Annotated in this window: 20 protein-coding genes and 1 tRNA gene; 16 read left to right on the top strand and 5 right to left on the bottom strand. The window is 63.9% G+C overall.

Annotation, left to right across the window (positions count from 1 at the left end; genetic code table 11):
- Nucleotides 1-52: 52 nt before the first annotated feature.
- Together K7G82_RS16365 and K7G82_RS16360 are read left to right on the top strand one after the other, a co-directional pair.
- On the top strand, nt 53-1,180 hold the full coding sequence (locus K7G82_RS16365; RefSeq protein ID WP_222990990.1) for a YkvI family membrane protein: 1,128 nt from the start codon (nt 53-55) through the stop codon (nt 1,178-1,180).
- 112 nt (nt 1,181-1,292) lie between these two features.
- Nucleotides 1,293-2,372 (top strand): sensor histidine kinase, encoded by a 1,080-nt coding sequence (locus K7G82_RS16360; protein ID WP_222990989.1) that lies wholly within the window; start codon nt 1,293-1,295, stop codon nt 2,370-2,372.
- 40 nt (nt 2,373-2,412) lie between these two features.
- Here K7G82_RS16360 and K7G82_RS16355 read toward each other — a convergent pair whose 3' ends face one another.
- Both K7G82_RS16355 and K7G82_RS16350 read right to left on the bottom strand, forming a co-directional pair.
- Nucleotides 2,413-2,682, bottom strand: a complete 270-nt coding sequence (locus tag K7G82_RS16355) for a hypothetical protein (protein ID WP_222990988.1) — start codon at nt 2,680-2,682, stop codon at nt 2,413-2,415.
- 193 nt (nt 2,683-2,875) lie between these two features.
- Nucleotides 2,876-3,655 carry a LytR/AlgR family response regulator transcription factor gene (locus tag K7G82_RS16350; protein ID WP_222990987.1) on the bottom strand — a complete coding sequence of 260 codons (780 nt, stop codon included), beginning with the start codon at nt 3,653-3,655 and terminating at the stop codon, nt 2,876-2,878.
- A 218-nt stretch (nt 3,656-3,873) separates the two neighbouring features.
- Between K7G82_RS16350 and K7G82_RS16345 the strand changes: the two genes are divergently transcribed.
- A complete protein-coding gene (locus K7G82_RS16345) occupies nt 3,874-4,707 on the top strand; it encodes a hypothetical protein (protein WP_222990986.1) in 834 nt (277 codons plus the stop codon).
- A 109-nt stretch (nt 4,708-4,816) separates the two neighbouring features.
- On the opposite strand, the gene K7G82_RS16340 is transcribed toward K7G82_RS16345, so the two are convergent.
- Nucleotides 4,817-6,022, bottom strand: coding sequence for an alanine racemase (locus K7G82_RS16340; protein WP_222990985.1), 1,206 nt, complete (start codon nt 6,020-6,022; stop codon nt 4,817-4,819).
- A gap of 235 nt (nt 6,023-6,257) precedes the next feature.
- Between K7G82_RS16340 and K7G82_RS16335 the strand changes: the two genes are divergently transcribed.
- From K7G82_RS16335 to K7G82_RS16290, 10 genes are all read left to right on the top strand, one after another.
- Nucleotides 6,258-7,694, top strand: a complete 1,437-nt coding sequence (locus K7G82_RS16335; protein ID WP_222990984.1) for a serine hydrolase domain-containing protein — start codon at nt 6,258-6,260, stop codon at nt 7,692-7,694.
- The gene (locus tag K7G82_RS16330; RefSeq protein WP_222990983.1) at nt 7,691-9,067 is read left to right on the top strand and encodes an amino acid permease; all 1,377 of its coding nucleotides are present in this window, start codon (nt 7,691-7,693) and stop codon (nt 9,065-9,067) included. The genes K7G82_RS16335 and K7G82_RS16330 overlap by 4 nt, the downstream gene beginning before the upstream one ends.
- Before the next feature lie 117 nt (nt 9,068-9,184).
- The gene (locus K7G82_RS16325; protein WP_222990982.1) at nt 9,185-10,549 is read left to right on the top strand and encodes a serine hydrolase domain-containing protein; all 1,365 of its coding nucleotides are present in this window, start codon (nt 9,185-9,187) and stop codon (nt 10,547-10,549) included.
- Nucleotides 10,550-10,599: 50 nt separating this feature from the next.
- Entirely contained in the window at nt 10,600-12,222 is a 1,623-nt protein-coding gene (locus tag K7G82_RS16320; protein WP_222990981.1) for an N-acyl-D-amino-acid deacylase family protein, read from the top strand.
- Between the two features lie 287 nt (nt 12,223-12,509).
- The gene (locus K7G82_RS16315; RefSeq protein ID WP_343228593.1) at nt 12,510-13,994 is read left to right on the top strand and encodes a carboxylesterase/lipase family protein; all 1,485 of its coding nucleotides are present in this window, start codon (nt 12,510-12,512) and stop codon (nt 13,992-13,994) included.
- Nucleotides 13,995-14,137: 143 nt separating this feature from the next.
- Nucleotides 14,138-16,240, top strand: a complete 2,103-nt coding sequence (locus K7G82_RS16310; RefSeq protein ID WP_222990980.1) for a TonB-dependent receptor — start codon at nt 14,138-14,140, stop codon at nt 16,238-16,240.
- Nucleotides 16,241-16,242: 2 nt separating this feature from the next.
- Nucleotides 16,243-17,649 (top strand): FAD-binding oxidoreductase, encoded by a 1,407-nt coding sequence (locus K7G82_RS16305; RefSeq protein ID WP_222990979.1) that lies wholly within the window; start codon nt 16,243-16,245, stop codon nt 17,647-17,649.
- Between the two features lie 120 nt (nt 17,650-17,769).
- Nucleotides 17,770-18,717 (top strand): alpha/beta hydrolase, encoded by a 948-nt coding sequence (locus tag K7G82_RS16300; protein WP_222990978.1) that lies wholly within the window; start codon nt 17,770-17,772, stop codon nt 18,715-18,717.
- Between the two features lie 55 nt (nt 18,718-18,772).
- On the top strand, nt 18,773-19,579 hold the full coding sequence (locus K7G82_RS16295) for an AraC family transcriptional regulator (RefSeq protein WP_246623624.1): 807 nt from the start codon (nt 18,773-18,775) through the stop codon (nt 19,577-19,579).
- A complete protein-coding gene (locus tag K7G82_RS16290) occupies nt 19,576-20,292 on the top strand; it encodes a FadR/GntR family transcriptional regulator (RefSeq protein WP_222990977.1) in 717 nt (238 codons plus the stop codon). Before K7G82_RS16295 ends, K7G82_RS16290 begins: the two co-directional genes overlap by 4 nt.
- On the opposite strand, the gene K7G82_RS16285 is transcribed toward K7G82_RS16290, so the two are convergent.
- Nucleotides 20,277-21,713 carry an aldehyde dehydrogenase family protein gene (locus K7G82_RS16285; protein WP_222990976.1) on the bottom strand — a complete coding sequence of 479 codons (1,437 nt, stop codon included), beginning with the start codon at nt 21,711-21,713 and terminating at the stop codon, nt 20,277-20,279. The genes K7G82_RS16290 and K7G82_RS16285 overlap by 16 nt on opposite strands.
- A 92-nt stretch (nt 21,714-21,805) precedes the next feature.
- On the opposite strand from K7G82_RS16285, the gene K7G82_RS16280 reads away from it, so the two are divergent.
- From K7G82_RS16280 to K7G82_RS16270, 3 genes are all read left to right on the top strand, one after another.
- Nucleotides 21,806-22,222, top strand: a complete 417-nt coding sequence (locus K7G82_RS16280) for an RrF2 family transcriptional regulator (protein WP_222990975.1) — start codon at nt 21,806-21,808, stop codon at nt 22,220-22,222.
- A 119-nt stretch (nt 22,223-22,341) separates the two neighbouring features.
- Nucleotides 22,342-23,025 (top strand): RBBP9/YdeN family alpha/beta hydrolase, encoded by a 684-nt coding sequence (locus K7G82_RS16275; protein WP_222990974.1) that lies wholly within the window; start codon nt 22,342-22,344, stop codon nt 23,023-23,025.
- Between the two features lie 68 nt (nt 23,026-23,093).
- A tRNA-Gly gene (locus K7G82_RS16270) sits at nt 23,094-23,167 on the top strand.
- Between the two features lie 205 nt (nt 23,168-23,372).
- On the opposite strand, the gene K7G82_RS16265 is transcribed toward K7G82_RS16270, so the two are convergent.
- The gene (locus K7G82_RS16265; protein WP_222990973.1) at nt 23,373-26,564 is read right to left on the bottom strand and encodes a metallophosphoesterase family protein; all 3,192 of its coding nucleotides are present in this window, start codon (nt 26,562-26,564) and stop codon (nt 23,373-23,375) included.
- Nucleotides 26,565-26,680: the final 116 nt, after the last annotated feature.

Raw genomic sequence — 26,680 nt, 5'->3', positions numbered from 1 at the left:
ACCGCCATTAGGGTCGGGCGACTGTTCGATCATTGGAGGGGGACCGGCGGACATGGCCGCTTCGAAATTCCAGCGCTATCTTCTGCCCGGGCTCGCCTTCAAGGCCGTCGTCATCGGCGGCGGCTATGCGACGGGCCGGGAGATCGTGGAGTTCTTCCTGCCGAGCGGACCACAGGGCGGCCTGCTCGCGATGATCGTCGCGATGGGCATCTGGAGCGGCATCTGCGCGCTCACCTTCCTGTTCGCCGTCCAGATCGGCGCCTATGATTATCGCACCTTCTTCCGGAACCTGCTGGGCAGGGCCTGGCCGGTTTTCGAGATCGCCAATTTCCTGTCCACGATCGTGATGCTCTCGGTCTATGGCGCCGCCGCCGGCGCGATCGCGGCGAGCTTCGGCCTGCCCGCGCTCTCGGGCACATTGGCGTTCGTGTCGCTGCTCGTGCTGTTCGCGACCTTCGGCAATGATGCGGTGGAGGGGTTGTTCAAATATGTCTCGCTGTTGCTCTACGCCACCTATGCGGTCTTCATGCTACTGGCCTTTCCGATCTTCGGCAGCCGGATCGCCGATGCCTTCGCGAAGCCCGTGCCGATGGACGGCTGGCTCGCCGGCGGCCTCACCTATAGCGGTTACAATCTGATCGGCGCGGTGCTGATCCTGCCGATGCTGCGGCACATCGCCACCCGCCGGGAAGCGGTGGTCGCGGGCCTGCTCTCCGGGCCGCTCGCCATGGTGCCGGCGATCCTGTTCTTCCTGTGCATGGCGGCCTTCTATCCGGCGATTCTCGATGAGACGCTGCCCTCGGATTATCTGCTCGGCCAGCTCGGCATCCCGCTTTTCCGCACCGCGTTCCAGATCATGATCTTCTCGGCGCTGGTCGAAAGCGGCACCGGCGCGCTCCACGCGATCAACGAGCGGATCGCGCATAGCGGGCGTGGCGGCGATCTGTCGCTGGCGGCGCGTTTCACCTCCTCGACCCTGGTCGCGATCGTCGCCGTCTTTCTCGCGGCGCAGTTCGGCCTCGTCGCGCTGATCGCCAATGGCTACCGGATCATCGCCTATGTCTTCATGGGCATCTATCTGGCGCCGCTGCTCACCTATGGCGCGCTGCGCGTCTGGCAGGCGCGCAATCAGGCGCCGCGTGCGATGGAGGCCGAAGCCGCACCCGTCCCGCCGGTATGAGCGTCGTGCTTGCCGATCGCCTGCGCTGGTCGATTGGTCGTTTTCCGGGGCTGCCGGTCATGCTGTAATGCGCCTCGCCGGGCGATCATGGCCGGCATCGGCGGGAATTGCGATGACGACGGAGGTGGCAAGCGGCAGGGCATCCGCGTTCGATCGCCGTAGCTGGTGGCGGGAAGCCGGCTGGATAGGCGTCCTCTATTGGGTGGGCGCGTTTCTGCTTGCGGGCGCGCTCGACGAGGCGCTTGGCCAGGAACTGTTCGGCAAGATGATGCTCTTTGCCCTGGGGCTCGGGCTGGCGGCGTTGATGGCGCCGGTGCTGATGCGAACGCGCCGCCTGTCCTTTCCGCTCCAGGCGCTGATCGGGCTGTTGCTCGCGATCGCCGCGACCGCGATCTACGTGGCGGCAGACATCGCCCTGTTCCGCTACGACTATTTCACCGACTGGGGCAGCTACACCGTGCGCGTCATTGCCGGCAATGCGCTGTTCCGATGGTGGATCTTCTTCGGCTGGGCCTGTCTGTTGCTGGGCTTGACCTATAGTCACGAAATTCGGGATCGCGACGCGCGATTGTCCGCCGCCCGCGAAGAGGCGCTGGCCGCGCAGATGCGGGCGTTGCGCTACCAGATCAATCCCCATTTCCTGTTCAACACGCTGAATTCACTGCGTGGGTTGATCGAGGAAGGTGCATCGGCGCGGGCCGGGCGCATGGTCCAGTCGCTGTCGCATTTCCTGCGCGCCACCTTGACGCTTGATCCGATGCACGATGTGCGGCTGGATGACGAACTGGCCCTGCAGCAGGGATATCTGGAGATCGAGCGCGAGCGCTTCGCGGACCGGATGTCCGTCGTGATCGAATTGGCCGAAGGGTGCGGCGATGCGCTGGTGCCCAGCCTGATCCTCCAGCCTCTTGTCGAGAATGCGGTACGTTATGGCGTGGGCGAAACGCCGGGCAAGGTCCGTATCGCGATCCGCGCATGGCGCGACGGCGATCGGTTGAATGTCATGATCGAGAACGACATGCCGGCGGGTGGGGCCCCGGCGCACAGGGGCGGCACGGGCATCGGACTGCGCAATGTTCGCGAACGGATCGCGTCGCGTTTTTCCGACGATGCGCGCTTCACGCATGGCCCCGCCGGTTCGACGGTTTATCGCGCCATCCTGGATCTGCCGTTTCGGCCGGCTGGGGGATGACGGCGAGCCCCGTGCTGAAACATGGGGCTCGCCGTGCGGCTTACTTCATGCGGGCCCGGATATAGGCGCAGGTCAGCGCCTGCCAGCCGCTCATCTCCCACCACGGATCTGCACAGGTGCTCGCCAGATCGGCCTTGCCGGGCTTGGCGGACATCAGGGCCTTCAACGTGCCGGAGGTTTTCGTCGGCGCCTCGACGGTGGCGGCGGGTGCCTGGCGTGCGATCTGATCGGGCAGCGCGGCCATGGCCGCGCCGCTGGCGATCAGCATGCCGGCGCCGCCGAGCGCGAGTGCGAATGTCTTGATATTCATCGGATATCCTCTTTGTCTTACGGTTACGGATTGCCCGTGGCGACATGATCGGTTCGCGCCGCCACGCGCTCAGGAACCGTATCGGGCACCCGATCCCGCACCATGGGTCCGGCTGTGAGGCGCGGGATCGCCTTGGCCGAACGACATGCTATTCTGCGAATGGCGATATCGCGGGGACGAACCGCAAATCGCTCTATGCCGGGCCATTCAGCATGCGGCGCATGGCCTTGGCATAGGTGCGGCCGACGCGGACCTCGCTGCCGTCGTCGAGATGGACGATCAGGGCCGCGAAGGATGCGCCGCGCAGGCGCAGGACGCGGTCGCGCCGTACGATCGTGCTGCGATGGATGCGCACGAATTCCGCGGGGTCGAGCCTGCGTTCGAGCGACGCCAGGCTTTCATAATAGAGGTGGGACTGCCCATCGGCATGGAGGCGGACATAATCGCGCTCGGCCTGGATATGGCTGATCCTGTCGGAGGGGATGCGGAGATGCTCGCCCTTGTACCGTACCCAGAACTCGATCGCGCCGCCGTCCCGCTTGCGCAGTTCCGCGCGCAGGGTCGCGACGGTCTCCTGCAACTCGACGATACGGCCCTGTCGGGCCTGGGCGCCCGCGGCAAGGCGTGCGCGTTCGACCGCGCTTGCCAAGCGTCCGGGTTCCACCGGCTTGGTCACATAGTCGATCGCGCGCGCATCGAAGGCACGCAGGGCATGATGGTCGAACGCGGTGACGAAGATGGTCGGCGGCGCGGCGTCACCCAGCCGATCGAGCAGTTCGAAGCCGTCCGCGCCGGGCATCTGTATATCGAGAAGCAGCAGATCGGGCTTGAGCACGGCGATGCTCTGGCAGGCGTCCACGGCGTTGCCGGCTTCGCCCGCCACGCGCACGCCATGCATCGCCCCCAGCATCCTGCGCAATCGCCCGCGCGCCAGCGGTTCGTCATCGACGATCAGGACGGACACGTCGGTCATGCGAATGCGTCGTGGCTGTGTCCGGCAATGGTCATGGCCGTCATCTGACCCGAAGGCGGCGGGTCTGTCGAGTGCCGCTCGTCAGGCGGCAATCGCCATTCGCAGAATCGTACCGCCGCTGCGCCGCCCTCGCGTGCGGTTGGGCGGGGTCGTGCTTGCGCGATGCCTGCGCACGATGGGATCGGCCGGCCTGTATCCAGGGTGGCGGAGAGCATGACGTGCGTTTGAAGGGATTGCTTGCGGGACTGGCTTTCTCCGTACCCGCCATGGCGCAGGCCGGCATGTGCGAGGATAATTTCGTCAAAGCGGGCAGCCCGGTCAGCGGACTGCGCTTCATCGCCACGATCTCGGTGGCGCAACTGACGCCGGCCAGCGCGATCGGCCAGATGCGCGGGCTCGTCGCACCCCGGAATTACGATATCCTCGCCGAGGAAGCCGAAGAGGGCAGCATGCTGATCGAGCAGCCGATGAGTGGATCGAGCCGCGCGTTCCCGATCATCATTTCCGCGAGCAGCCAGGGCGGGGTCGGCACCGTCCGCATGGAAGCGAAGCTGCGCGCAGCGATGTTCGTCAAGGAAGCGGCGGTGATGACCGAGCTGTGCGGGATTCTCAATCAGATCAAGGGCGGCAAGGCCGGGCTGGCGGCGGCCGAACAGGGCAGGTCCGTCGCAACGGGCGGCGGCGCCCCGCTCGCGATCAATTCGATCGCCCTCTCGCATCAGATTTCCAAGGATACCGAACGGAATCCGGCCGCGGTTCCGCTTCGGTACAAGGGCCGGAGCTTCACCGTTTCGGGCATGGTGGACCATGTCGTCCGCGACGGCGAATTCTACCGGGTCGCGTTCAAGATTCCCAATCCCTGGGAAGAAGCGATCCGCCTTCCCAACACCGCCCCCTTCAAGACCGATATCAGTTGCCTGATGGCGAAGGGCCAGGCGGCCTATGCGTTGACGCTGAAGCCCGACAAGACCGTGAAGCTGACCGGTAGCTGGTACGAGTTCGACGCGTTCCGCCACGTCGTATGGCTGAAGGATTGCCGGCCGACGCGCTGATCGTCAGCGCGCTTCCCGAAAAAGTGAGAACCGGTTTTTCGGGAAGCGCTCAAGATACTGAAGCGGAGTCTTCCCCGGCAGGGCGGAATCGCTTTGCCGGGGGAAGGTTCTAGCGGGTGACGCGGCGGGCGTCGATCGGCCAGCTTTCCCACTCGCCGTCCTCGTCGGCGACGATCAGCGCGTCGTACAGGTTGATCGTCGGATCGCAATGGCCGGGCTGCAGCCAGACCGGATCGCCGGTTTGCGGCGCGTCGGCGGGCCATTCGACGGCGTCGTCATTGTCGATCACCTCGATCGCCGCGCATTGCTCCATCCGATCGGGAATCGCGAAGACCGGCATGTGCGCCGGATGCAGGATCGATCCATGCTCGTCGCCGAACGCACGCCATTCGCTGCCGGGCGCTGCGCCCGCCAGCACGCGCGGGCGCGGCCCGTCGACGGAAACCGCCTTCAGCCCGGCATCGATCGTTGCATGCGTCTTGTGCCGTGTCGAAACGGCGGTGGCGGCGATGAACAGCGCGGGTTCGAATGGCCATTGGCCGCCGCCATCGGGCGCGTCGCAATCGCCATATTCGATATCCATCACCGCATAGGATCCGGCCTGAAGTTCGTTGAACACGCCGTTCGCCAGATCCTGCGCATAGGTGCCGGTGCCGCCGCCGGTGACGAAGCGGGGATGGAGCCCTGCCGCGTCGAGTGTTTCGACCAGCCCGCGCAGCCGCGCGGCGGCGATATCGTTGGCGGCGCGCCGGCGTTTCAGGTCGGTCACATGCTGGAGGTGGCCGAGATACGCCTGCACGCCTTCGAAACGCAGATTGCCGGCATCGGTGATGCGCTGCGCCAGCGCCGGCGCGGCTGCGGGCGCGCAACCGGCGCGATGCGTGCCGAGATCGAGATCGACCAGCACGGAGAGTGTGACGTCCGCGGCGCGGGCGGCTTCGTCCAGCCGATCGATCTGCCCGGCATCGTCGGCGACCACGGCGATGCCGATCTCGCGCGCGGCGAGCGCCGCCAGCCGGGGCGCCGCCCAGGGCGCGATCGGCGAGGTGACGAGCAGATCGGCGATGCCCGCCGCCGCATAGGCCTCGGCTTCACCGATCGTCTGGCAACACAGGCCGACGCCGCCGAGTTCGATCTGCAGCCGGCCGAGCGTCGAGCATTTGTGCATCTTGCCATGGGGGCGCAGCCGGACGCCCGCCGCATCGCAATAGCCCTGCATCGTCTTCAGGTTGCGCAGCAGCGCCTCGCGCCGGACGACCAGCGCCGGCGTCATCGGCGGCCGTACGCGCGACAGGAATTCGGGCAGGCTGGTCATTCTGGGTCTCCGGGCCGAGTCTCGCCGTCCATGTCCGCCCGGCGCGCCGGTTCCAAGCGCAAATCGGACTACACCCCATAGCTGCGGGTTATGATGCTGTCGCGCGCGGCATGGTGTCGAGGGCATGGCCTATGGCTATGGGGTGGGCAACGCTCGGAAATAGCGGGTCCGTTGACCAATGTCCGCCGCGCTCTAGTCTCCCGATACGGGATCATCGGCTGGGGGGCGAGGGCGCATGCGGACGGGCTGGCGGATTGGGCGTGCGGCGATCGCCGTATCGATGGTGCTGTCGGGCATGCCGGCGAACGCCGCGACCGACAGGAACGAAGCGATCCAGCGGATATTGGGCGACCCCGCGGATATGGCTGCGCCGGGCTGTGTCGCCGGCGTCTTCCGCGACGGCAAGACCATCCATGTCGGCGCTTCGGGCAGCGCGGATATCGCGACCGGCCGCAAGCTGGATGGCGAGACGTTGCTCTACGCCGCATCGGTCGCCAAGCAGTTCACCGCGCTGGCGGCGGCGAAGCTGATCGAGAGCGGCAAGCTCGGCCTGTATGACGAGGTCCATAAATGGATCCCCGAACTGCCGCGCTACCGGGCGCCTATCACCGTCCAGATGCTGATGAACCATTCGTCCGGCATCCGGGATTCGCTGGAACTGCTCAACCTGGCCGGCGTCGAGGACGCGAGCCGCAGCAATATGGAGGCTGCGCTCGAACTGCTGATGGCGCAGAAGGACACGAATTTCGTGCCGGGCACCGCCTATTCCTACACCAATGGCGGCTATCTGTTGCTCGCCGAAGTGATCCGCCGCGCATCGGGCCGGCCCTTCCACCAATATGCCAATGAGGCGGTGCTCAAGCCCCTGGGCATGACGCGCAGTTTCTTCGTCTCGGGCAAGCCGCCGCCGGGCCTGATCGCCAATGGCTATGTGCCGACCGACCGCGGCTGGCGCCCGAGCAATCAATATCCCGCCTTCAGCGGATCGGGCGGGCTGATGCTGACGATCGCGGACATGGCGCGCTACGACCATGACATCCAGGTCGGCCACATGGTGTGGACGGACAAGGTGGCCGCGATCATGCTGACCGCCGGCACCTTCAGCGACGGCCGCACGGTGACGGCACCCAATTTTGACGGCATGCCCTATGCCGGCGGCGTCGTGGTGGGGCAAAGGCGTGGGCGGAGCACCGTCTATCATCTCGGCAGCTTCGAATCCTTCCGCACCGGTTATATGCGGCTGCCCGATCGCGCGCTGGGCGTCGCCGTGTTGTGCAATCGCTCCGACGGCGGGTCGCTCCAGCGGATCGACCGGATCATCGATGCGGTCGAGCCCGGCTATCTGACGCCCTATGATCGATATCGGCCGGTGGTGGCGGCGCCCTATGTCGTGCCGCCGAGCCGTGTGATGCCGCAGCCCGGCACCTATGTCTCCGACGATCTCAAGGCCGAATACCGGATCGCGGTGCAGGGCGACACGGTGACCGCCACCGTCACATCGGCCTGGCCGGGTCATGCGGAGCCCAAGCGCATGTTCGCCTTTTTCCGCGATGCGACGGGGGCGCTCAGGGCCGACACCACCGGCATGGTTGTCGATGATGACGGGCGCGGTTTCCTGATCCAGACCCCGCGCGTCACCGGCATCCGCTTCCGCCCGGTCGCGCCGCGATGAGCGGAGCGGGGGTGGAGGAACCCGAAACGCGGCTCAGCCGCTCGCTCCAGCCCCGCCATGTCGCGATGATCGCCATCGGCGGCATCATCGGCGCCGGGTTGTTCGTCGGCAGCAGCACCTCGATCGCGACGGTCGGTCCGGCGGTGGTGCTCAGCTATGCGCTGGCGGGCGGGCTGATCCTGCTCGTCATGCGCATGTTGAGCGAGATGGCGACCGCCTTTCCCGGCGCGGGCGCCTTCACCGAATTCATCCGCATCGGGCTCGGCCGTACGGCGGGTTTCGTCAGCGGCTGGCTTTACTGGTATTTCTGGGTGGTGGTCGTCGCGATTGAGGCGATCGCGGGGGCGATCATCCTCCAGGCCTGGCTGCCGTTCGAGGCATGGCAGATCGGCGTCGTCCTGCTCGCGCTGATGACCGCGATCAACCTGATGTCGACAAGGTCCTATGGCGAGTTCGAATTCTGGTTCTCGTCGCTGAAGGTAGGCGCGATCATCGTCTTCATCGCGATCGCCGGCGCCTATGCCTTCGGCCTCACCGCACCCGCGCCGACCTTCGCCAACCTGACCGCGCATGGCGGTTTCGCGCCGATGGGCGGGCTGGCGATCCTGTCGGGCGTCACCAGCGTCATCTTCGCGCTGTGCGGCGCGGAGATCGCGACGATCGCGGCGGCAGAATCGGAAGACCCGGCACGCACGGTGGCGCGGCTGACGGGATCGGTCGCGCTGCGCATCCTGCTCTTCTACGTCGTGTCGATCGCGCTGATCGTCTCGATCGTGCCATGGACGCAGATCGCGCCGGGCATTTCGCCCTTCGCCACCGCGCTCGACCATATGAAGGTGCCCGGTGCCGCCACGATCATGAGCGTCGTGGTGCTGATCGCGGTGCTGTCCTGCCTCAATTCGGGGCTGTACGTCACCTCGCGCGTGCTGTTCACCTTGGCAGCCAAGGGTGATGCGCCGCAATGGCTGGTCGCCGTCAACCGCCGCCAGGTGCCAGCACGCGCGATCCTGATCGGCAGCCTGTTCGGCTATGTCGCGCTCGCCGCCTCCGCCCTCTCGCCGCAGATCGTGTTCAGCTTCCTCGTCAATGCCTCCGGCGCGACGATGCTGTTCATCTATCTGCTGGTCTGTTTCGCGCAGATCCGTTTGCGCAAGCAGCTCGAACGCGAGGCGCCCGATCGGCTGGGCGTGCGCATGTGGCTGTTCCCTTGGGCCAGCCATGCCGCGATCGCGGGCATCGTCGCGGTGCTGCTCGCGATGGCGCTGACGCCCGCGCTCGCCAGCCAGTTCCATTCGAGCGCGGCGGTCGCCGCCGGTGTCGCCTGTCTTGCCTGGCTCACCGGGCGCCGCGCCGTCGCGCCCATGGGTGGATAACCGGAGGCTATAACCCAACGCGCAATTGCGTCTTGCGTGCATGGGCGGGCGGCGTTCCTTTGTGTGCATACAAGATGCGCGTCCCTATCCGCGCCAAGGGTCTCGGGAGAAATCGACATGAAGCTGACTGCCCTTCTTCTTGCGTCCGCGCTGCTGTCGGCGCCGGTCGCGGCTGCCGCGGCACCGCCGCCGGTCGATCTCGATGCGGTGCGGCGGATCGTGTCGGACCCCAAGGGCGCGGCGGCGCCGGGTTGTGTGGTCGGTGCGTTCAAGGCAGGCAAGACCTTGTTCGTCACCGCGGCGGGCTCGGCGGACATCGAAAAGGGTACCCCGCTCGATGGCGACACGCTGATCTACGCCGCCTCGGTCTCCAAGCAGTTCACGTCGCTGGCGGCGGCGATGCTGGCGACGCAGGGCAAGATCGATCTCGACGCCGATATCCGCACCTATCTGCCCGAATTGCCGCAATATGAAGTGCCCGTCACCGCGCGCATGCTGATGCATCACACCGCCGGTATCCGCGATTCGCTGACGCTGCTCCGCCTCGCCGGGCTGGCCGGTTCCAATGAATCGAACAAGGCTCAGGCGCTCGACCTGCTGTTTCGCCAAAAGGGGACGAACTTCACCCCGGGCACCGACTGGACCTATTCCAACGGCGGCTATCTGCTGCTGGCCGAGATCGTCGAGCGCGTCTCCGGCAAGCCTTTCGCCGACTATGTGAATGCGGCCATCCTGAAGCCGCTGGGCATGAAGAGCAGCTTCTTCATGAACGATGCGGAGCCGGTGGGGAAGATCGCGCACGGCTACAATCCCAAGGATGGCGGCTTCGTGATCCGTGACACCTATCCCCGGTTCAGCGGATCGGGCGGGCTGATGGTGTCGATCAACGATCTGGCGAAGTTCGACCAGGATATCGAGATCGGCCACAAGGTCTGGACCCCGGCGGTGCAGGCAATCATGCTCAAGCCCGGCACCTTCACCAACGGCCAGCCCGCCGGGCGCAAGATGGGCAGTCAGGCCTATGCGGGCGGCCTGATGGTCGGCCAGCGGCGCGGCCAGTATTTCGTCGAGCATGGCGGTGGCGCCGAAGCGTTCCGCAACCAGTATGAACGACTGCCCGAACGCCGCCTGGGCGTGGCGGTCTTCTGCAATCGCGGCGACTGGAATCCGGTGGCGAAGGCGGATGAAGTGATCGCGCTGCTCGAAGGCAATATCCTGGCCGCCGAAGCGAAGCCCAATCTTGCCGGCCGCTATGTATCCCCCGAACTTCAGGCCACCTACGACCTCACCGTCGACGGTGCGAAGCTCACCGCCGCCGTGTCGTCGCCCTATACCAAGTCCGGCGAACCCTTGGTCTTCCAGCGTGGGGGCGACGGTGTCTTCCGCAGCGACGAAGGCAGCCTGACATTCGACGACGATGGCAAGGGTTTCACCCTGACCACCGGACGGGTGACCGCGATCCATTTCGCCCGGGGCAATTGAGCTTCCCCGTGTTCCGCTATCATATGGCCCAGCGCCAAGGAGTTCGATCGATGCCATCCATTTCCAACCCGCCAGGTTCCGGCCGCCGCCTCGTCCTGTGCGCGCTCGCCCTTTCGATCGCGCCGGCCATGGCGCATGCCAAGGACGCCGATCTCGTCATCCGTGGCGGCACCATCTATGACGGCAGCGCCGCGAAGCCGGTGATCGGCGATGTCGCGGTGTCGGGCGATCGCATCGTCTATGTCGGGCCGAGCGCGAAGAACCCGTTCAAGGGCAAGCGCGTGATCGATGCCAAGGGGATGGTCGTCGCGCCCGGCTTCATCGATCCGCACACCCATGCCGATACCTTCCTGACCGCGACCGATCCGACGCTGCGGCTCAACCTGCCCTGGATGATGCAGGGCGTGACGACGATCTTCACCGGTGTCGACGGCCATGGTCAGCCGGGTGGCGTCTCCGACGTGGCGGGTCTGTTCGGCGGGATCGAGAAGAACAGGTTCGGCATCAACGCAGCCGCCTATGTCAGCTTCGGCGCGGTCCGCCGCGCGGTGATCGGCCAGGACGATCGCGCGCCGACATCGGCCGAGCTCGATACGATGAAGGGGATGGTCGCCAAGGGCATGTGCGAAGGCGCGCTGGGCCTGTCGACCGGCCTGTTCTATGCGCCGCAGAGCTTCGCCAAGACCGACGAGGTGATTGCGCTGGCCAGGGAAGCCGCGAAGCGCGGCGGCGTCTACGACACGCATCAGCGCGACGAATCCTCCTACACGATCGGTGTGGTCAATTCGACCAAGGAGGCGATCGAGATCGGCCGCGCGGCGGGCATGCCCGTCCATTTCGCGCACTTCAAGGCGCTGGGCGTCGACGTGCATGGCCAGGCGCCGGCACTGATCGCGACGGTGGAGGCGGCGCGCGCGCAGGGCATCGACGTCACTGCCGATCAATATCCCTGGGAAGCCTCGGGCTCGGGGCTGGAAGCGTCGCTGTTGCCGCGCTGGGCGGTCGATGGCGGGCGCGAGGCGATGCTCAAGCGCTTCGCCGATCCCGCGCAGCTCGAGAAGATCAAGACCGAAATGCGCGAGAATCTGCGCCGTCGCGGCGGCCCCAATTCGCTGCTGCTGAGCGCGCATGGTTTCCCGTGGACGGCCAAACGCCTCGACGAGATCGCGAAGCAGTGGAATGTCGATCCGATCGACGCGGCGCTCAGGATCATGACCGAAAGCGACCGGGGCAGCGCGGTCGTCTCGTTCAACATGGCGGAAAGCGATATCAAGGCGCTGATGAAGCAGCCCTGGGTCGTCACCAGTTCGGACGGTTCGCACGGCCATCCGCGCATGTACGCCACCTATCCGCAGAAATACGCCAAATATGTGCTGAAGGAGAAGGCGATCTCGCTCGCCGACTTCATCAACAGCAGCACCGGCCGCACCGCCGACATGTTCAAGCTCGACCATCGCGGCCATCTCCGCTCGGGCTATTATGCCGATGTCGTGGTCTTCGATCCCGCCGCCTATCGACCCAAGGCGGATTATATCAATCCGGAGGTGCTGACCGAGGGCGTGCGGACTTTGCTCGTCAACGGCGCTGTCGCGATCGATGGCGGCAAGGCGACGGGCACCGCGGCGGGCCGGCCGATCCGGCATGTGCCGACGGCGGGAAGCTGCGGGGGCTGACGTAAGTCTAGAATTTGGATTTAAACACCGTTTGTCCCGAGCGAAGTCGAGGGACGTGGGGCGCGGCGCAGCGTGTCTCGACTTCGGCCCTTTGGGCCGAAGTTCATCCTGAGCGCCCGCCCTGGCGGGCAGTCGAAGGGCTCGACACGAACGGGATTTGACGTAGGCTGACCCGCCGCACGGCATGGTCAAAGTGACGGCCGGCAAAGTGGATATCGGCGCTACGGCGCTGCGCGGTGATAGGATGCGGTCACGGCATTTCGTCGTGACCGTTATCGGAGAGCCGTGTGAAGCCCGTCGAGATCATGATTCCTGCCGGCGCGATCCGGGGTGCTGCCGAAGGCGGCGTCCGGCGTTTCCTGGGCATTCCCTATGCCGCGCCGCCCGTCGGCACCCTGCGTTTCGCGCCGCCCGCGCCGCCCATGCCCTGGACGGGCGTGCGCGATGCGACGGTGCCGGGGCCCTGCGCGCCGCACCGGGTGAAGGATTTTCCGGGGCTCGACGTCGCGCCCTTGATCGGGCGCGGCTGGCAGGGCGGTGACGATTATCTGACGCTCAACATCTGGCGCCCGGACAACGGCCGGACGGACCTGCCGGTGATGATATTCGTCCATGGCGGCGGCTTCGTCGTCGGCAGCAAGGACGCAGCGGTGCATGACGGCAGCGGCTTCGCGCGCAGCGGCGTCATCTGCGTCGCGATCAATTATCGTCTGGCGATCGAGGGCTTCCTGCCGATCCCGGGCGTGCCGACCAATCTGGGATTGCGCGACCAGATCGCGGCGCTGGCTTGGGTGCGCGACACCATCGCCGCATTTGGCGGTGATCCGGCCAATATCACGGTGTTCGGCGAATCCGCCGGCGCGATGTCGATCGCAAACCTGATGGCCTCGCCCTTGGCGAAGGGGCTGTTCCGGCGAGCGATCGTCCAGAGCGGCCATGGCGGGATGACGCGTGAGATCGGCGTCATGCAGCGCCTGGTCCGCAAACTGGCGAAGTTGCTCAAGATCCCTGCCGATGCGGAGGGTTTTCGCAGCGTTTCTCCAGAGACCTGTTTCGATGCGCTTGAAAAGATAGCGATGCCCACGGCCCGGATCGACCTGCGCGACGCCGAGGGGCGCGAGCCCGTGTTCGGGATCAGCCGCTTCACCCCCGTCCATGGCGACGACGTGCTGCCGCAGCGCCCGCTCGATGCGCTGGCGGCGGGCGCGGGGGCGGAGGTCGATCTGCTGATCGGCACCAATGCGGAGGAGATGAATCTCTATCTGGTGCCCACCGGCGTGCGCGACAGGATCGGCCGGCTGCTCGCGACCTATGTGGTGCATCGCTCGCAGCCCCATGCGCGCAAGCTGCTCAAGGCCTATGGCATGGGGCGGGCGGGCGTGAAGCCCGGCCAGGCGCTGACCGATGCGCTGAACGATCTCGTCTTCCGCTGGCCGGCGCGCCGCTTCGCGAAGGCGCATCGCGGGCGCGCACACCTGTACGAGTTCGATTGGCGATCGCCGGCGTTCGGCGGCGAACTCGGCGCGGCGCACGGCATGGAGATGCCCTTCGTGTTCGATACGCTGGAGACCACGACCGGTCCGCAGGGGCTGACGGGAGAGGCGCCGCCGCAGGATCTCGCCGCGCGCATCCATGCTTTATGGGTCGGCTTCGCCACCGATGGTCGCCTGCCCTGGGCCGAATTCGATGGCGAGACCCGGCATGTCTATTCGCTGTCGGCAGGCGCGGCGCGGTTCGAACCCGTCATGCCCGCCGCGCCATTTCTTCCCTGACCGTGCCGTTCGGTCAACTGATCGGGCCGAACGGCACAGATCGGCGGCGAGTCAGACCTTTCATATAGGTAAGCTATCAGATAGGTATTGCGCATAGGAAAAGCCCCGACATCGGATCGGCGCTTTCTCAGGGATGAGGATCGATGCGCTTCACGACTTTGCTCGCCACCGGCTGCGCCGCCGCCGCCTTCTTGTCCGTCCCGGCCACCGCGCAGGACGCGCCAGCGGCCGAAGCCGCGGATCAGGACATCATCGTCACCGCCCGCCAGCGCGAGGAATCGCTGAAGGATGTGCCCATCGCGGTGACCGCGCTCAGCGGCGACATGCTGAAGCAGCAGCAGATCAACACGGTGAAGGACATTGCCGCCTTCGCGCCCGGGCTCAACATCAACTCGGACTCGGTCGGTCGCGCCTTCGTCTCGATGCGCGGCATCGGCACCACGCTGATCGATACGGTGCAGCCCGGCGTCGGCATCTTCATCGACGGCATCTACCAGCCCAACACATCCTATCTGAACAGCCCGATCGTGGATGTTTCGCGGATCGAGGTGCTGCGCGGGCCGCAAGGGACGCTGTTCGGCAACAACACGCTGGGCGGCGCGATCAACGTCATCACCCGCCAGCCGGGCAACCAGTGGGAAGGGCGCATGGACGGGGCGCTGGCCGGATCGGACGATTATCGATCGATCTCCGCCAGCATCGGCGGGCCGATCGTCGAGGATGTCCTTCAGGTCCGCATCGGTGGCGCCTATCATCACCAGGATGGTTTCCAGGAGAATCTGCTGGCCGGCGGCAAGCAGAACCCGCTGACGCAAAAGACGGTGAACGGCACCGTCCGGCTGAAGCCCGCGCAATGGGCGCAGTTTACGCTCAACGCCAATTACGATCGCGTGAGCGGCGGCAACACGCCATATCTGAACGTCGCCGGCCCGACCGATTACCGGCTGGACGGATCGACCAACCAGCTCAACCGCGCGACGATCACCTATAAGGGCGTCAATCTGAAGGGCGAGTTCGACGCGGACGCGATCAACACCAGGATCACGGTCGTCGGCGCCTATAATCGTCGTGACGTGGTCTCGGCGGGCGACGGCGATCACAGCCCGATCGATTTCCTGCGCACCTCAGGCCGCTCGAAGCTGGTCACCAGGACGGGCGAGCTGCGCTTCGATACGCAGTGGAGCGATTCGATCTCCACGCTGATCGGCGTCTTCGCCAGCAAGTCGACGACCGACGCGTCGGCGGTCAACACCATCGTCCCGCTCGGCCTCTCCGCGCCAAGCGCCGCCTTCACCGAGAACAAGTCGCAGGCGGTGTTCGGCACGATCTTCGCGAAGCTGACCGATACGCTCGATCTCGCGGTCGGCGGGCGCTACGATCATCAGACGCTCGACGTCAGCACCGCGACCACCGCGCCGACCTACCGCGCCAGCGAATTCCAGCCGCGGGTGACGCTCTCCAATCGCTGGTCGTCCGATTTCATGACCTATGCCTCGGTCGCGCGCGGCGTGCGCGGCGGCGGCCAGAACGGGCCCGGCGCGCCGAACCTGATCTATCGCGGCGACGATGTCTGGACCTATGAGCTGGGCACGAAACTGAGCAGCGCCGATCGCCGCTTCTCGCTCGACGCCGCCATCTTCTACAACGACTACAGGAATTTTATCGGGCAGAATTCGCTCGCGCCCAACACCAGCGGTGTTGGCTTCGTCGCGATCAACCTCAACACCGGCACCGTCGAAAGCTATGGCATCGAAGCGGAAGCGAGCTACCGCGTGACCGACAATTGGCGGTTGAGCGCGAGCGCGACGCTGCTGCATGCCCGCATTACCGACGACAGCCAGTATTTCGCGACGACGGGCTTCCATGTGTCGACCGATCGGATCATCTTCACCCCGGACTGGAACTTCAATATCGGCACCAACTACACCGTGCCGCTGGGGGAAAATGCGTTGATCTTCGATGCCAATATCGTCGCCAAAGGCAGCCGGGTGGGATCGTCGCTCGATCCCAATGTGGCGCCGCGCCTGTCCTCCTATCATCTCGTCAACGGCTCGATCACCTTCCGCCTGGGCGACCATTTCGACATCGCCGGCTTCGCGACCAACCTGTTCAACGCCAAATATATCGAGAGCTACATCGACAGATCCGTGCTGCTGCGCGCCGGCCTGCCCGCGCCGATCGCCCAGAATCTGGCGATCCAGGGCAATCGCCGCCGCATCGGCGTGCGCGCCACGGCGCGGTTCTGAGCATGACCGCGCCGTTTACAGCCGATCGCCGCAAGCCGTTGCCGAACGGCTTCCTTGCCCAGGTGCAGGCACTGGTGGGGGACCGCCTGCACCTGGGCGAGTCGATCCGCCTGCAGCATGGCAGCAGCGAAACGCATTTCGATCCGGTACTGCCCGATGCGGTGGTGTTCGCGCGTTCGACCGAGGAGGTGGCCGAACTCGTCAAACTGTGCGTCGCCGCCGAAGTGCCGATCGTGGCGTTCGGCGCGGGCACCTCGCTCGAAGGCAATGTCACGCCGGTGCGCGGCGGCATCAGCCTGGACCTGAGCGAGATGGACGCCATCCTCGAAATCAATGCCGAGGATTTCGACTGTACCGTCCAGGCCGGCGTCCGGCGCGAACAGCTCAACGAGCATCTGCGCGACCAGGGGCTGTTCTTCCCGATCGATCCCGGCGCCAATGCGACGATCGGCGGCATGGCATCGACGCGTGCATCGGGCACCAATGCGGTGCGTTACGGCACGATGCGCGAAGCGGTGCTGTCGCTGCGCGTGGTGATGCCCGACGGCCGCATCGTCCGCACCGCGCGCCGCGCGCGGAAGTCGGCGGCGGGCTATGATCTCACCCGGCTGATCATCGGCGCCGAAGGCACGCTGGGCATCGTCACGGAAATCACGCTGCGGCTGCACGGCATTCCGGAAGCGATCTCGGCCGCGGTCTGCCCGTTCGACACGTTGAAGGGGGCGGTCGACACGGTCGTGCAGGCGATCCAGCTCGGCGTACCGATCGCACGGATCGAGATCCTCGACGATATGCAGATGAAGGCGTGCAACGCCTATTCGAAGCTCGATTATGCCGAACAGACGACCTTGCTGTTCGAGTTCCATGGTTCGGAACGCTCGGTCGCGGAACAGGTGGAAACGCTGAGCGCGCTTTCGTCGGCCAATGGTGGCGGCGAGTTTCGCTGGTCGAACCTGCCGGAGGAACGCTCCAGGCTGTGGAAGGCGCGGCACATGGCCTATTATGCCGCGCTCGGGCTGCGGCCGGGCTCGATCGGCTGGACCACCGATGTCTGCGTGCCGATCAGCCGGCTCGCCGAGTGCATCGGCGAAACCAAGGCCGATCTGGAAGGCGCGTCGATGCCGGCCACCATCGTCGGGCATGTCGGCGACGGCAATTTCCACGTCGTTTTCGCGATCGATCCCGCATCCCCGCACGAGATGGCGGAAGTGGAAGCGATCAATCACCGCCTTGTCGCGCGCGCGCTGGCGATGGACGGCACCTGCACCGGCGAACACGGCATCGGCCTCGGCAAGCGCGACGCGCTGGTCGACGAACTGGGCGATGCGGTCGATCTGATGCGCACGATCAAGCGCGCGCTCGACCCGAAGAATCTGTTCAATCCCGACAAGATCTTTGTCCTGGAGTGATTTCGAGGCGGGTGGAAGCACCTGCCTCGAAATCACGGCTCTGGAGGGATAGGGTCTGACGGATGCGTCCTGATCGGCTATCGCATCATCGGACATGATCCGGTCCGATTGGAGCACCCGATGAACAGCCAGCATCTCGTCGATCCCGCGCTCAAGCCGCTGCTCGATCTGTTTCCGATGGTCATGCTGAGCGATGAGACGCTGCCGGCGATGCGGACGCGCAAATTGCCGCTGCCGCAGATCGACGAAAGTACGACGACGCTGGAGCGGATTCCCGTGCCAGGCCCCGCCGGCGCGCCGGATGTGATGCTGCATGTCTACCGGCCCATCGATACGGCGGCGGCGTTGCCGTGCATCTACCATATCCATGGCGGCGGTTATGTGGCGGGCGCGGCGAAGCAGATCGAATATGTCCATCGGCCGCTCGCCGCCGCGCTCGGCTGCGCGATCGTCTCGGTCGATTACCGGCTGGCGCCCGAGACCGTGTTCCCCGGCGCGATCGAGGATTGCTATGCCGGGCTGGGCTGGACGATCGCGCATGCCGGCGATCTCGGCATCGATCCCGCGCGGCTGGGCGTGATGGGCGAAAGCGCGGGCGGCGGCCTGGCCGCCGCGCTGGCGTTGCTGGCGCGCGATCGGGGCGAGCATCGCCTGGCGTTCCAGCATCTCATCTATCCGATGCTCGACGATCGCACCTGCGTGCATGCCGATCCGCACCCCTATGCCGGCGAATTCATCTGGCCCGCGCACAACAACCGCTTCGGATGGTCCGCGCTGCTCGGCCATGAACCGGGGACGGGCGGGGTTTCCCCCTATGCGGCGCCGGCGCGCGCGACCGATCTTGCCGGGTTGCCGCCGACCTTCATCAGCACCGGCGCGCTCGATCTCTTCGTCGAGGAGGATATCGATTATGCCCGCCGGCTGATGCGCGTGGGCGTGCCGACCGAACTGCACGTCTATCCGGGTGCGTTCCACGGGTTCGATCTGATGCCTGGCGCGGCGGTGTCCGAAGCTGCGCGGCGCGATAGCCGCGCCGCGCTGGCGCGTTTTCTCGCCATGACTGGATGAGGGAACCTATCTGATAGCTCTTGCCAGACCTGTCTGATAGGTTTAGACGGCAATCATGTTCCACGACGGAGAGGGTGAAGTGGACGGCATGATGGAGCGCGTCGAGGTTTCGCACGAGATGATCGCCCTGGTCGGCGCGGGCAGCGTCGGCGACCGTGCCTGGCCGGCCGGCGCGATCGCGATCGACTACGCATTTGGCGGTCCCGGTGCAGCGCCCACCTTTCGCTATCATGCGCGGCCGGACCGGCGCGCGCTCGATGCCGATGCCGCCGCGCGGCTGATCCTGATCGTTTGCCCGGCTGCCTGTCGCCGCATTTTCGGCCGGCTGCCCGCCGGCGATGGCGGCGCCTATCACATGCCCGCGCCGATCCGCACGATCGCGCTGGCGCTGCGCGATTGCGCACTGCCGATCGCGATGCGCGACACCTATCGCCTGGCCAAGAGCATCGAACTGCTGTGCGAGACCTTCGGCCTGCTCGTCGAGCGGCCCGGAGAACTCGTGCCGATGATCGGCGAGGGGCAGCTCTCCCAGGCGGACAGCCAGCGCATCATGGCGGCGCGGCGCCTGATCGACGAGCATTGGTCCGAAAAGCTGACGCTGGACGGCATCGCACGCGCCTGCGGGCTCAACCGCACCAAGCTGACGCGCGGCTTCCGCGAGATGTTCGACAGCACCGTCGCCGACGCGCTGGCCGAACAGCGGCTGGGGGAGGCGCGGCGGATGCTGATGGCGACCGATCTGCCTGTTTCGTCGATCGGCTATCGCTGCGGCTATCTGAACAATGCCAGCTTCACCCGCGCCTTCGCGCGCCGCTTCGGCGTCGCCCCCACGCAATATCGCGCCTGCGGGGTGGCGGCATGAGCGGCGGCGCATCCGATGGCCGATCGCTGGTGCACCAGGCGGTGCAGGCGGTACGCGACCATATCAAGGACAATGATCTGAAGGTGGGCGACACGCTGCCAGGCGAGGGCTTCTTCGCCGAGGCGCTGGGCGTGAGCCGGGCGGTGATGCGCGAGGCGTTCGGCGCGCTCGCCGCGCTTAAGCTGATCGATGTCGCCAATGGCCGGCGCGCGCGCGTCGGCGCGCTCGACGGATCGGTGATGGCCGCCTCGCTCGATCACGGCGTCGCCACCTCGCAGATCTCGATCACCGATATCTGGGATGTGCGCCGCACGCTCGAAGTCAGGATCGCGGTGCTCGCCGCGACCGAGCGCACCGATGAGGAAGCCGCGCGGATCATCGCACTGGCCGATGCGATGGTGGCGGCGGGCGACGATTCCGATCAGGTCACGCGCCACGACATCGCGCTGCACGAGGCGATCGCCGGCGCCAGCCACAATGCGCTGTTCCTCCAGATCGTCCGCTCCTTCGGCCCGATGATGACGATGGCGGTGCCCGCCGCCTGGCGAACGCGCGACACCCCCGAACTGCGCCGCAAGATGCTCGTCCACCATCGTGTGCTGGCGCAGGCGATCGCCGATCGCGACCCCGCCGCCGCGCGCGCCGCGATGGACACGCATTTCGACGCGTCGATCGACGATCTGCTGGAGAGCATCGATCAGTCGGCGGTGTAGACGGTCTTGATGCTCGTATAGAATTCGACCGCCGCGAAACCCTGTTCGCGCGGGCCGTAGCTCGACTTGCGCGTGCCGCCGAAGGGCAGGTGATAATCGACCCCCGCGGTCGGCAGGTTGATCATCACCATCCCTGCGCGGACATGGCGGCGGAAATGCCGCGCATGTTTGAGCGAGGTGGTGACGATGCCCGAGGACAGGCCGAAGCTGCCGCGATTGGCGAGCGCCAGCGCGTCCTCGTAATCCCTGGCGCGCACCGTCGAAACGACGGGTCCGAACACTTCCTCATTGTTGATCCGCATGTCCGGATCGGTGTCCGCGATCAAGGTCGGCGCCATGTAATAGCCCGGCCGCTCCAGGGTCAGCGGTTCTCCGCCGGTGACGAGCCTGCCGCCCTCGCCCGTGGCGATGCCGACATAGCGCAGATTCTGCTCGAACTGGCTTTCGCTCGCCGCAGGGCCGACCTGCGTTTCGGGATCGAGCGCCGCGCCGACCTTGAGCGCCGCCGCGCGCTCGGCGAGCGCCGCGACGAAGCGGTCATGGATCGCATCCTCGACGATCACGCGCGACGACGCGGTGCAGCGCTGGCCGGTCTGGAAGAAGCCGCCATCGAGCGCGACGGAGACCGCGCGGTCGAGATCGGCGTCGGCGAGCACCACCAGCGGGTTCTTGCCGCCCATTTCGAGCTGGACGCGCGCCTGGCGCGCCACCGCGCCCGCCGCCACCTTCGCGCCGACGCCCTGCGATCCGGTGAAGGAGATCAGATCGACATCCGCATGATCGACGATCGCCTGGCCGACATCGCCGCGCCCGAGCACCAGGTTGAACACGCCCGGCGGGGCACCGCATTCCTGGATGATCGCGGCCAGCGCATGGGCTGTCGCGGGCGTGACGTTCGCGGGCTTGAGCACCACCGTATTGCCGAAGGCGAGCGCGGGCGCCGCCTTCCAGGCGGGAATCGCGATCGGGAAGTTCCAGGGGGTGATCAGCCCGCACACGCCCACCGCCTCGCGATGGGTCGCGGCGTCGACGCCGGGGCGCGTCGATTCCAGCGTATGGCCGTGGCGGCGCAGCGCCTCGCCCGCGAAATATTTGAAGATGCGCGCGGCGCGCAGCACCTCGCCCAGCCCTTCGGCGCGGGTCTTGCCTTCCTCGCGCGACAGCAATTCGCCCAGTTCGGTCGCGCGCGCCATGATCGTCGCGCCGATCCGGTCGAGCAGGTCGGAGCGGACCTCGGGAGAGGCGTGCGCCCAGCCGGGCTGCGCAGCGCGCGCTGCCGCCACCGCCGCATCGACCTCCGCCGCGCCGCCGGCAGGGAAGCGGGCGACGATATCGTCGGTGTCCGACGGATTGATGCTGGTGAGCGGCGCGTCGGCGGAAACCGCCTGTCCGCCGATGATATGGGGGAGCGTTTCGGTCATCCGCATTGATTATCCGGTGATGATAGTCGGGTCCATCGCCGATCGGTTCGCAAGGCGGTTGCAAAGCGCGGGGCGCGGGTCCAAGAAAAGCCATGCTTTCTCAACGGACCCGGTACACAATCCGCGCGCTTCAGCACCTTGCGGACCATTATGGCGAAGGTCCGATCCAGTTGACCGAGATCGCGACCGCGCAGAACATCCCCGCCAAGTTCCTTACCGTCATCCTGTCGGAGATGAGCCGCGCCGGCCTGGTCGCCACGCAGCGCGGCAAGGATGGCGGCTATTGGCTGGCGCTGGCGCCCCTAGACGTCAGCTATGGCGATATCGTCCGCCTGACGCGCGGATCGCTGGCGCTGGTGCCGTGCGCCAGCCGTTACGCGCACGAGAAATGCAAGAATTGCCTGGAGGAAAGCCATTGCCGGCTGCGCCAGCTGATGCTGCGCGTGCGCGACGAGACGGCGCATGTGCTCGACGGCATCACCCTGGCGGATCCGGTGCCGCTCGCCTGATCCGCTTGCCGCGATTGGACAACGACTGGGCGGAAGGCCTCTTGTCAACTTGATTGGTTGAATTAAGTCTCCGGTGTGGGACGGTGCCTTCGTGCCGTTCGATTCGGGTGGAGACGCATATGGTCGACCATGACTTCGCCGGCCGGGGCAGCACGCCCCTTGTCCTGACCGTTCCGGGCCTCAACGGCTCGGAGCCCGCGCATTGGCAGAGCATCTGGGAAGCGACGCGCGGCGATTGCGACCGCGTCGATCTCGGCATGTGGTCGGCGCCGCGCCGCAATCCCTGGGTCACCAAGCTCGATCATGCGATCAAGGCGGCGCCGGCTCCGATCGTGCTCGTCGCGCATAGCCTGGGCTGCCTGGCGGTGGCATGGTGGGCGGCGCTGGAGGGGCAACCCTATGGCTGGCCGGTCGCCGGCGCGCTGCTCGTCGCCCCGCCCGATTGCGATCGCGACGGGTTGAGCCGGCCGATCGGCGGTTTCGGGCCGGCGCCCAAGGTGAGCCTGCCATTCCCGTCGATCGTCGTCGCCAGCCGCAACGACGACTATTGCTCGATCGATCGCGCGCACAATATGGCGAAATTCTGGGGCAGCCATTTCGTCGATGTCGGCGAACTCGGCCATATCAACGCCGATTCCGGCTTGGGGGCCTGGCTGTTCGGCCAGCGCCTGCTCGACCGGCTGATCGCCGCCGCCAACGAACGCGGCCGGCTGGCACCAGAGGATCGTTCGGCGGCCGGACCCTGGTCGCTCTATCCCCCGGCCGATGCGCCGCTCGGCAGCGCGGGTGATCCGCGTCGCTGAACTGCCTCGGCGGACTGTTGGGCGGTTGACTGTCCGCGCACGGAATGGCAGTGCGCCATCCTCGGAGTGCGGGTATAGCTCAATGGTAGAGCACTAGCCTTCCAAGCTTGTGATGCGGGTTCGATCCCCGCTACCCGCTCCAGAAAACCCAGAAAAAACAGCAGGTTAAGTGGTCTTGAAGGGAGCGGCGCGAGGGCGAGAGCTCTCGGGTGCTTCGAGGGTATCGATTGGCAGCTTGCGAATCGTAGGGTGGTGGCAATCTCCTAAAACCCTAGAGACCTTATTTTGATCGACTCGCAGGTCGCCAGAATCGCTGGCCGTTGTTGACGACGGAGTTAGGCGCCCCTTCACGCGCTGTCTCTGAGTTCGGCCTGAAGCGCTACCTTTTTAAGATCCTCGATCACATAGTCTCGTTGAGCTGGGGTCCAGCCAAGCACTTCCTCTGCCGCGTCGATTACCTTGTGAAGCTTTCTGTATTCGAGGTCGTTTAGGAACTGAGAGTTCACAATTGCTCTCATTTTTCCGATCGAATTCTCCATAATAAAACCGCTCTTTCCCGAGTCCTTAAGTAGATCCCCCCATTGAACTTCCCAATTTTCAGACCGCAAGGATTGCAGTAGGAAGACCAAAAACATGCGCTCTATAGGAGTAGTTTCTCGATCGTCGCAAATCTCGGCTATGAGCGGAGATATATTCGGAGCAGACAGTTGCTCTGCCATTCGATCGGCGACTATTCTAGTTAATAAATTAGTTATAATGTAGACCAATATTTCCATTTCTTCGGGCTTGAGTCCGTGTTTTGTCTCCTCTCTCTCGCCCTGCTCTTTCAGAATCTTCTCAATTTCCTGCTTAAAGTGGGCGCATATTTTTACGAAGGTCTGTAGAACAAGCCTCGCGGCCGGTTCCTTATGTTCGAAATCCGTAAAATCAGAATTTTTGACGACACGAGCAAGCAGTTCGGAAGCAACAATATACTCGCCAACACTCATCTCGTCGGGCTCCTCAGGGAGCAATACGAGATGATTAACAGAATCCTTGTCACCGAGATGCCTATTATTTTCCCTTTCCAAATCTTCCTCTTGCTTCTTAATTGCTCGCCTGTCAGCTGCGTCGAGGAGATCGTCGACCTGCTCCGTAGTAAGTCTTTTTCTGCGAAGGTCGGAGAGTTGCTCGGTAGAGAGAGAAAATCCCATCGAGCTGTTACTCATAGCAAGTAAATCGGCGCGAGAGATGTTTGATATAGAGGCAGGTCTGCGCGATTCCATGTCGCTGCTAATTGCAGTTATTAGGTCCGCATTCTGACGGCGAAGTCCGGCTAGGATCTCAATTTCTCGTTCGCGGAGCGGGTAATTCCCTCTTTTTAAAGAATCTTCTAGGAGAGACGGCTCTGATTTCATTCTAAGCGCGTAAAAATACTCTTCAAAGCATTTATACTTAAAGCTTATAATATCGTCTCGACGCTCGAGAATTCCACATTTGACAAGCTCTGGAAGGACGTCTGTCGAGACAAAGGGAAGCCGTTTAGACTGAAATAAGTTTGAAAGAAACGTAGTGACGTCGTTTATTGGTGCGTAGCCAGAGCAGTCAGAGATATACTCAGCGAGATACTCAAGAGTAATCTCCTTTGCGCGCGGATCGAGATTTCCTCTTCTTGACTGCGTAAAATCAGCTTTTCCCAGTAGATAATCCACTACATTGCTCAGAAGCATTGCTTCGTTAACGCGGTCCAGCTCTTTTTCTTGCTGCATGGCCCATAAAATTAACATGACCATGTAGCCTGTCCGAGGCAGGCCGTCAGCTTTCAGTTGCTTCATTACAACATCAAACACGTCTTGATTGTCAGAGCCAATCGCAGCTGACCAGCGGTTGCTGAGTGCTCGAATTGACTTTCTGGGAAGCGCGCGAATGTGTACCTTCACGAAATCAGACAAAAAGGGTGCATCATCCACGTCTCCCGTGATGCTGCCCAATCTAGGCCTGCTGATTACAATCCAGCGGTTTCCTGGGTATGTCTTGATATGAGATTCAAGCGCTGCCGAGCCGACAGTGTCGTTGATATAATTGTCACAGAGGAATATGAACGAGCCTGCATCAATTTCTCTATCAAGGTCGAAACCCTTGGGCGATGATCCGAAATACGAATGAATGGCGCGTTTAAGTTCGTATAGGCCAGTCTTCATATATTCAACATTCAAAACAACCGGTATACGGGGGCGATCAATAATTCCTTCCGCGCTTAACACAGATAAATAGTGCAGCAGACTCGTTTTTCCTACCTCTCTTCCTCCAGATAGCAAATAGGACCGATGGTCTCGCAATATTTCATCGACGCTAAGGTCTATATAATTTTCCGCTGGGGTGGACGCGCCCTGCGAATTGGTTTCAACAATGCGTTTTGACAAAGGTGGTACTACAAAAGCTTCTTTCGCATCGAGTTTAGAAAATGCGACATCATCAAGCATATTGAAATGATCTGATGCTCGAATTCGAATGATTGGCCTGGTCGCACGCAGAAATGATTCTACGACTGCATCAGATGTGCTTTTTTTTTGCGGTACGAACGGTAGTTTGACGTATCCGTCATTGTGGATATTGGTAGCCTTGTCAAATTCTCGCCTCGGGGTGTCGTAATATGTCCGAATGAGGAACTCGCACTCCGCTTCGGCAAGGTTGATTTTTAATGTCTGATAGCCGTTAAACCATCGGCGGCTTGCGTATGCGCTTCCTGTCTGGCTAAAAATTGCGGTGCCTTGCGCAGAAGTGCGAGTTTGGGGATTGGCTCGGTGCATGTGTCCGCAAAAGAGTGCATCAAAGTGTGCAGATAGACGGCTTGATACGGCTAATTCGTCAAACTCGGCAAGCCATTCAAGCGGGTGGTGCATCAGACCTAGGCGTAGGTCGGCGGCCTTTAGAGATTCAATGGCATCATCGACGTTTCGCTCTCCTAGGAGCAAGTAGTTTTTATCAACGTCATCCGCTTCGCCTGTGGCGCGCCATGCGGTATCAAAGGATGCTATGCCAACCTGAATACCGCGAACATTTCGTTGGTAGCACCGCAGAAGTGGACCGGAATAAATAGGGTCTGGAATAACGCTGTCGACAAATGAATAATAATTATCCGTTCGTTCGACAGCCATTAGGTCGGCAAGATTCTGATTCTTCAGTCTATCAAGAAAGTTATTTGTGGAATCGACGGAAGATAAAGACGAACGTAGGCCACGGTCAATGAATTCCGCATCGCGGACGGATTTTCTGGAAATGTCGTGATTGCCAGGGCAAAGGAAAACGCAATTCTTATTCAAGCCGAGGGCATTTATCGCCGGCACCATGAACTCTTCATAGGCAGCATTAAACTCACATTTGTCTTCACCTGAATTTACAAAATCTCCAGTGAAGACTACGAGGTCAGGATTGATAAGGGACTTTTGCTTGGTATCCGCAAGGTCGTTTATCAGCGGTTCTACCACTACCTTGAGGTTTTGTGACTGAGACGAGGCCCAGTGCAGGTCCGATATATGGACAATTTCTAAGTCAGCCAAATTTCCCCTCCTGTCGAACGCGCGTCACGTTTTGACGCGCTTGGAGCCCGATCACAATAGTGTATGCGCTTAATCTGCATCGGTTGGCGTCCCTCGTGACTGCGCAAGCCGGGAGG

The sequence above is a fragment of the Sphingomonas colocasiae genome, assembly GCF_019880585.1.
GTDB lineage: Bacteria > Pseudomonadota > Alphaproteobacteria > Sphingomonadales > Sphingomonadaceae > Sphingobium_A > Sphingobium_A colocasiae.
This window is presented reverse-complemented; position numbering and strand designations above follow the sequence as displayed.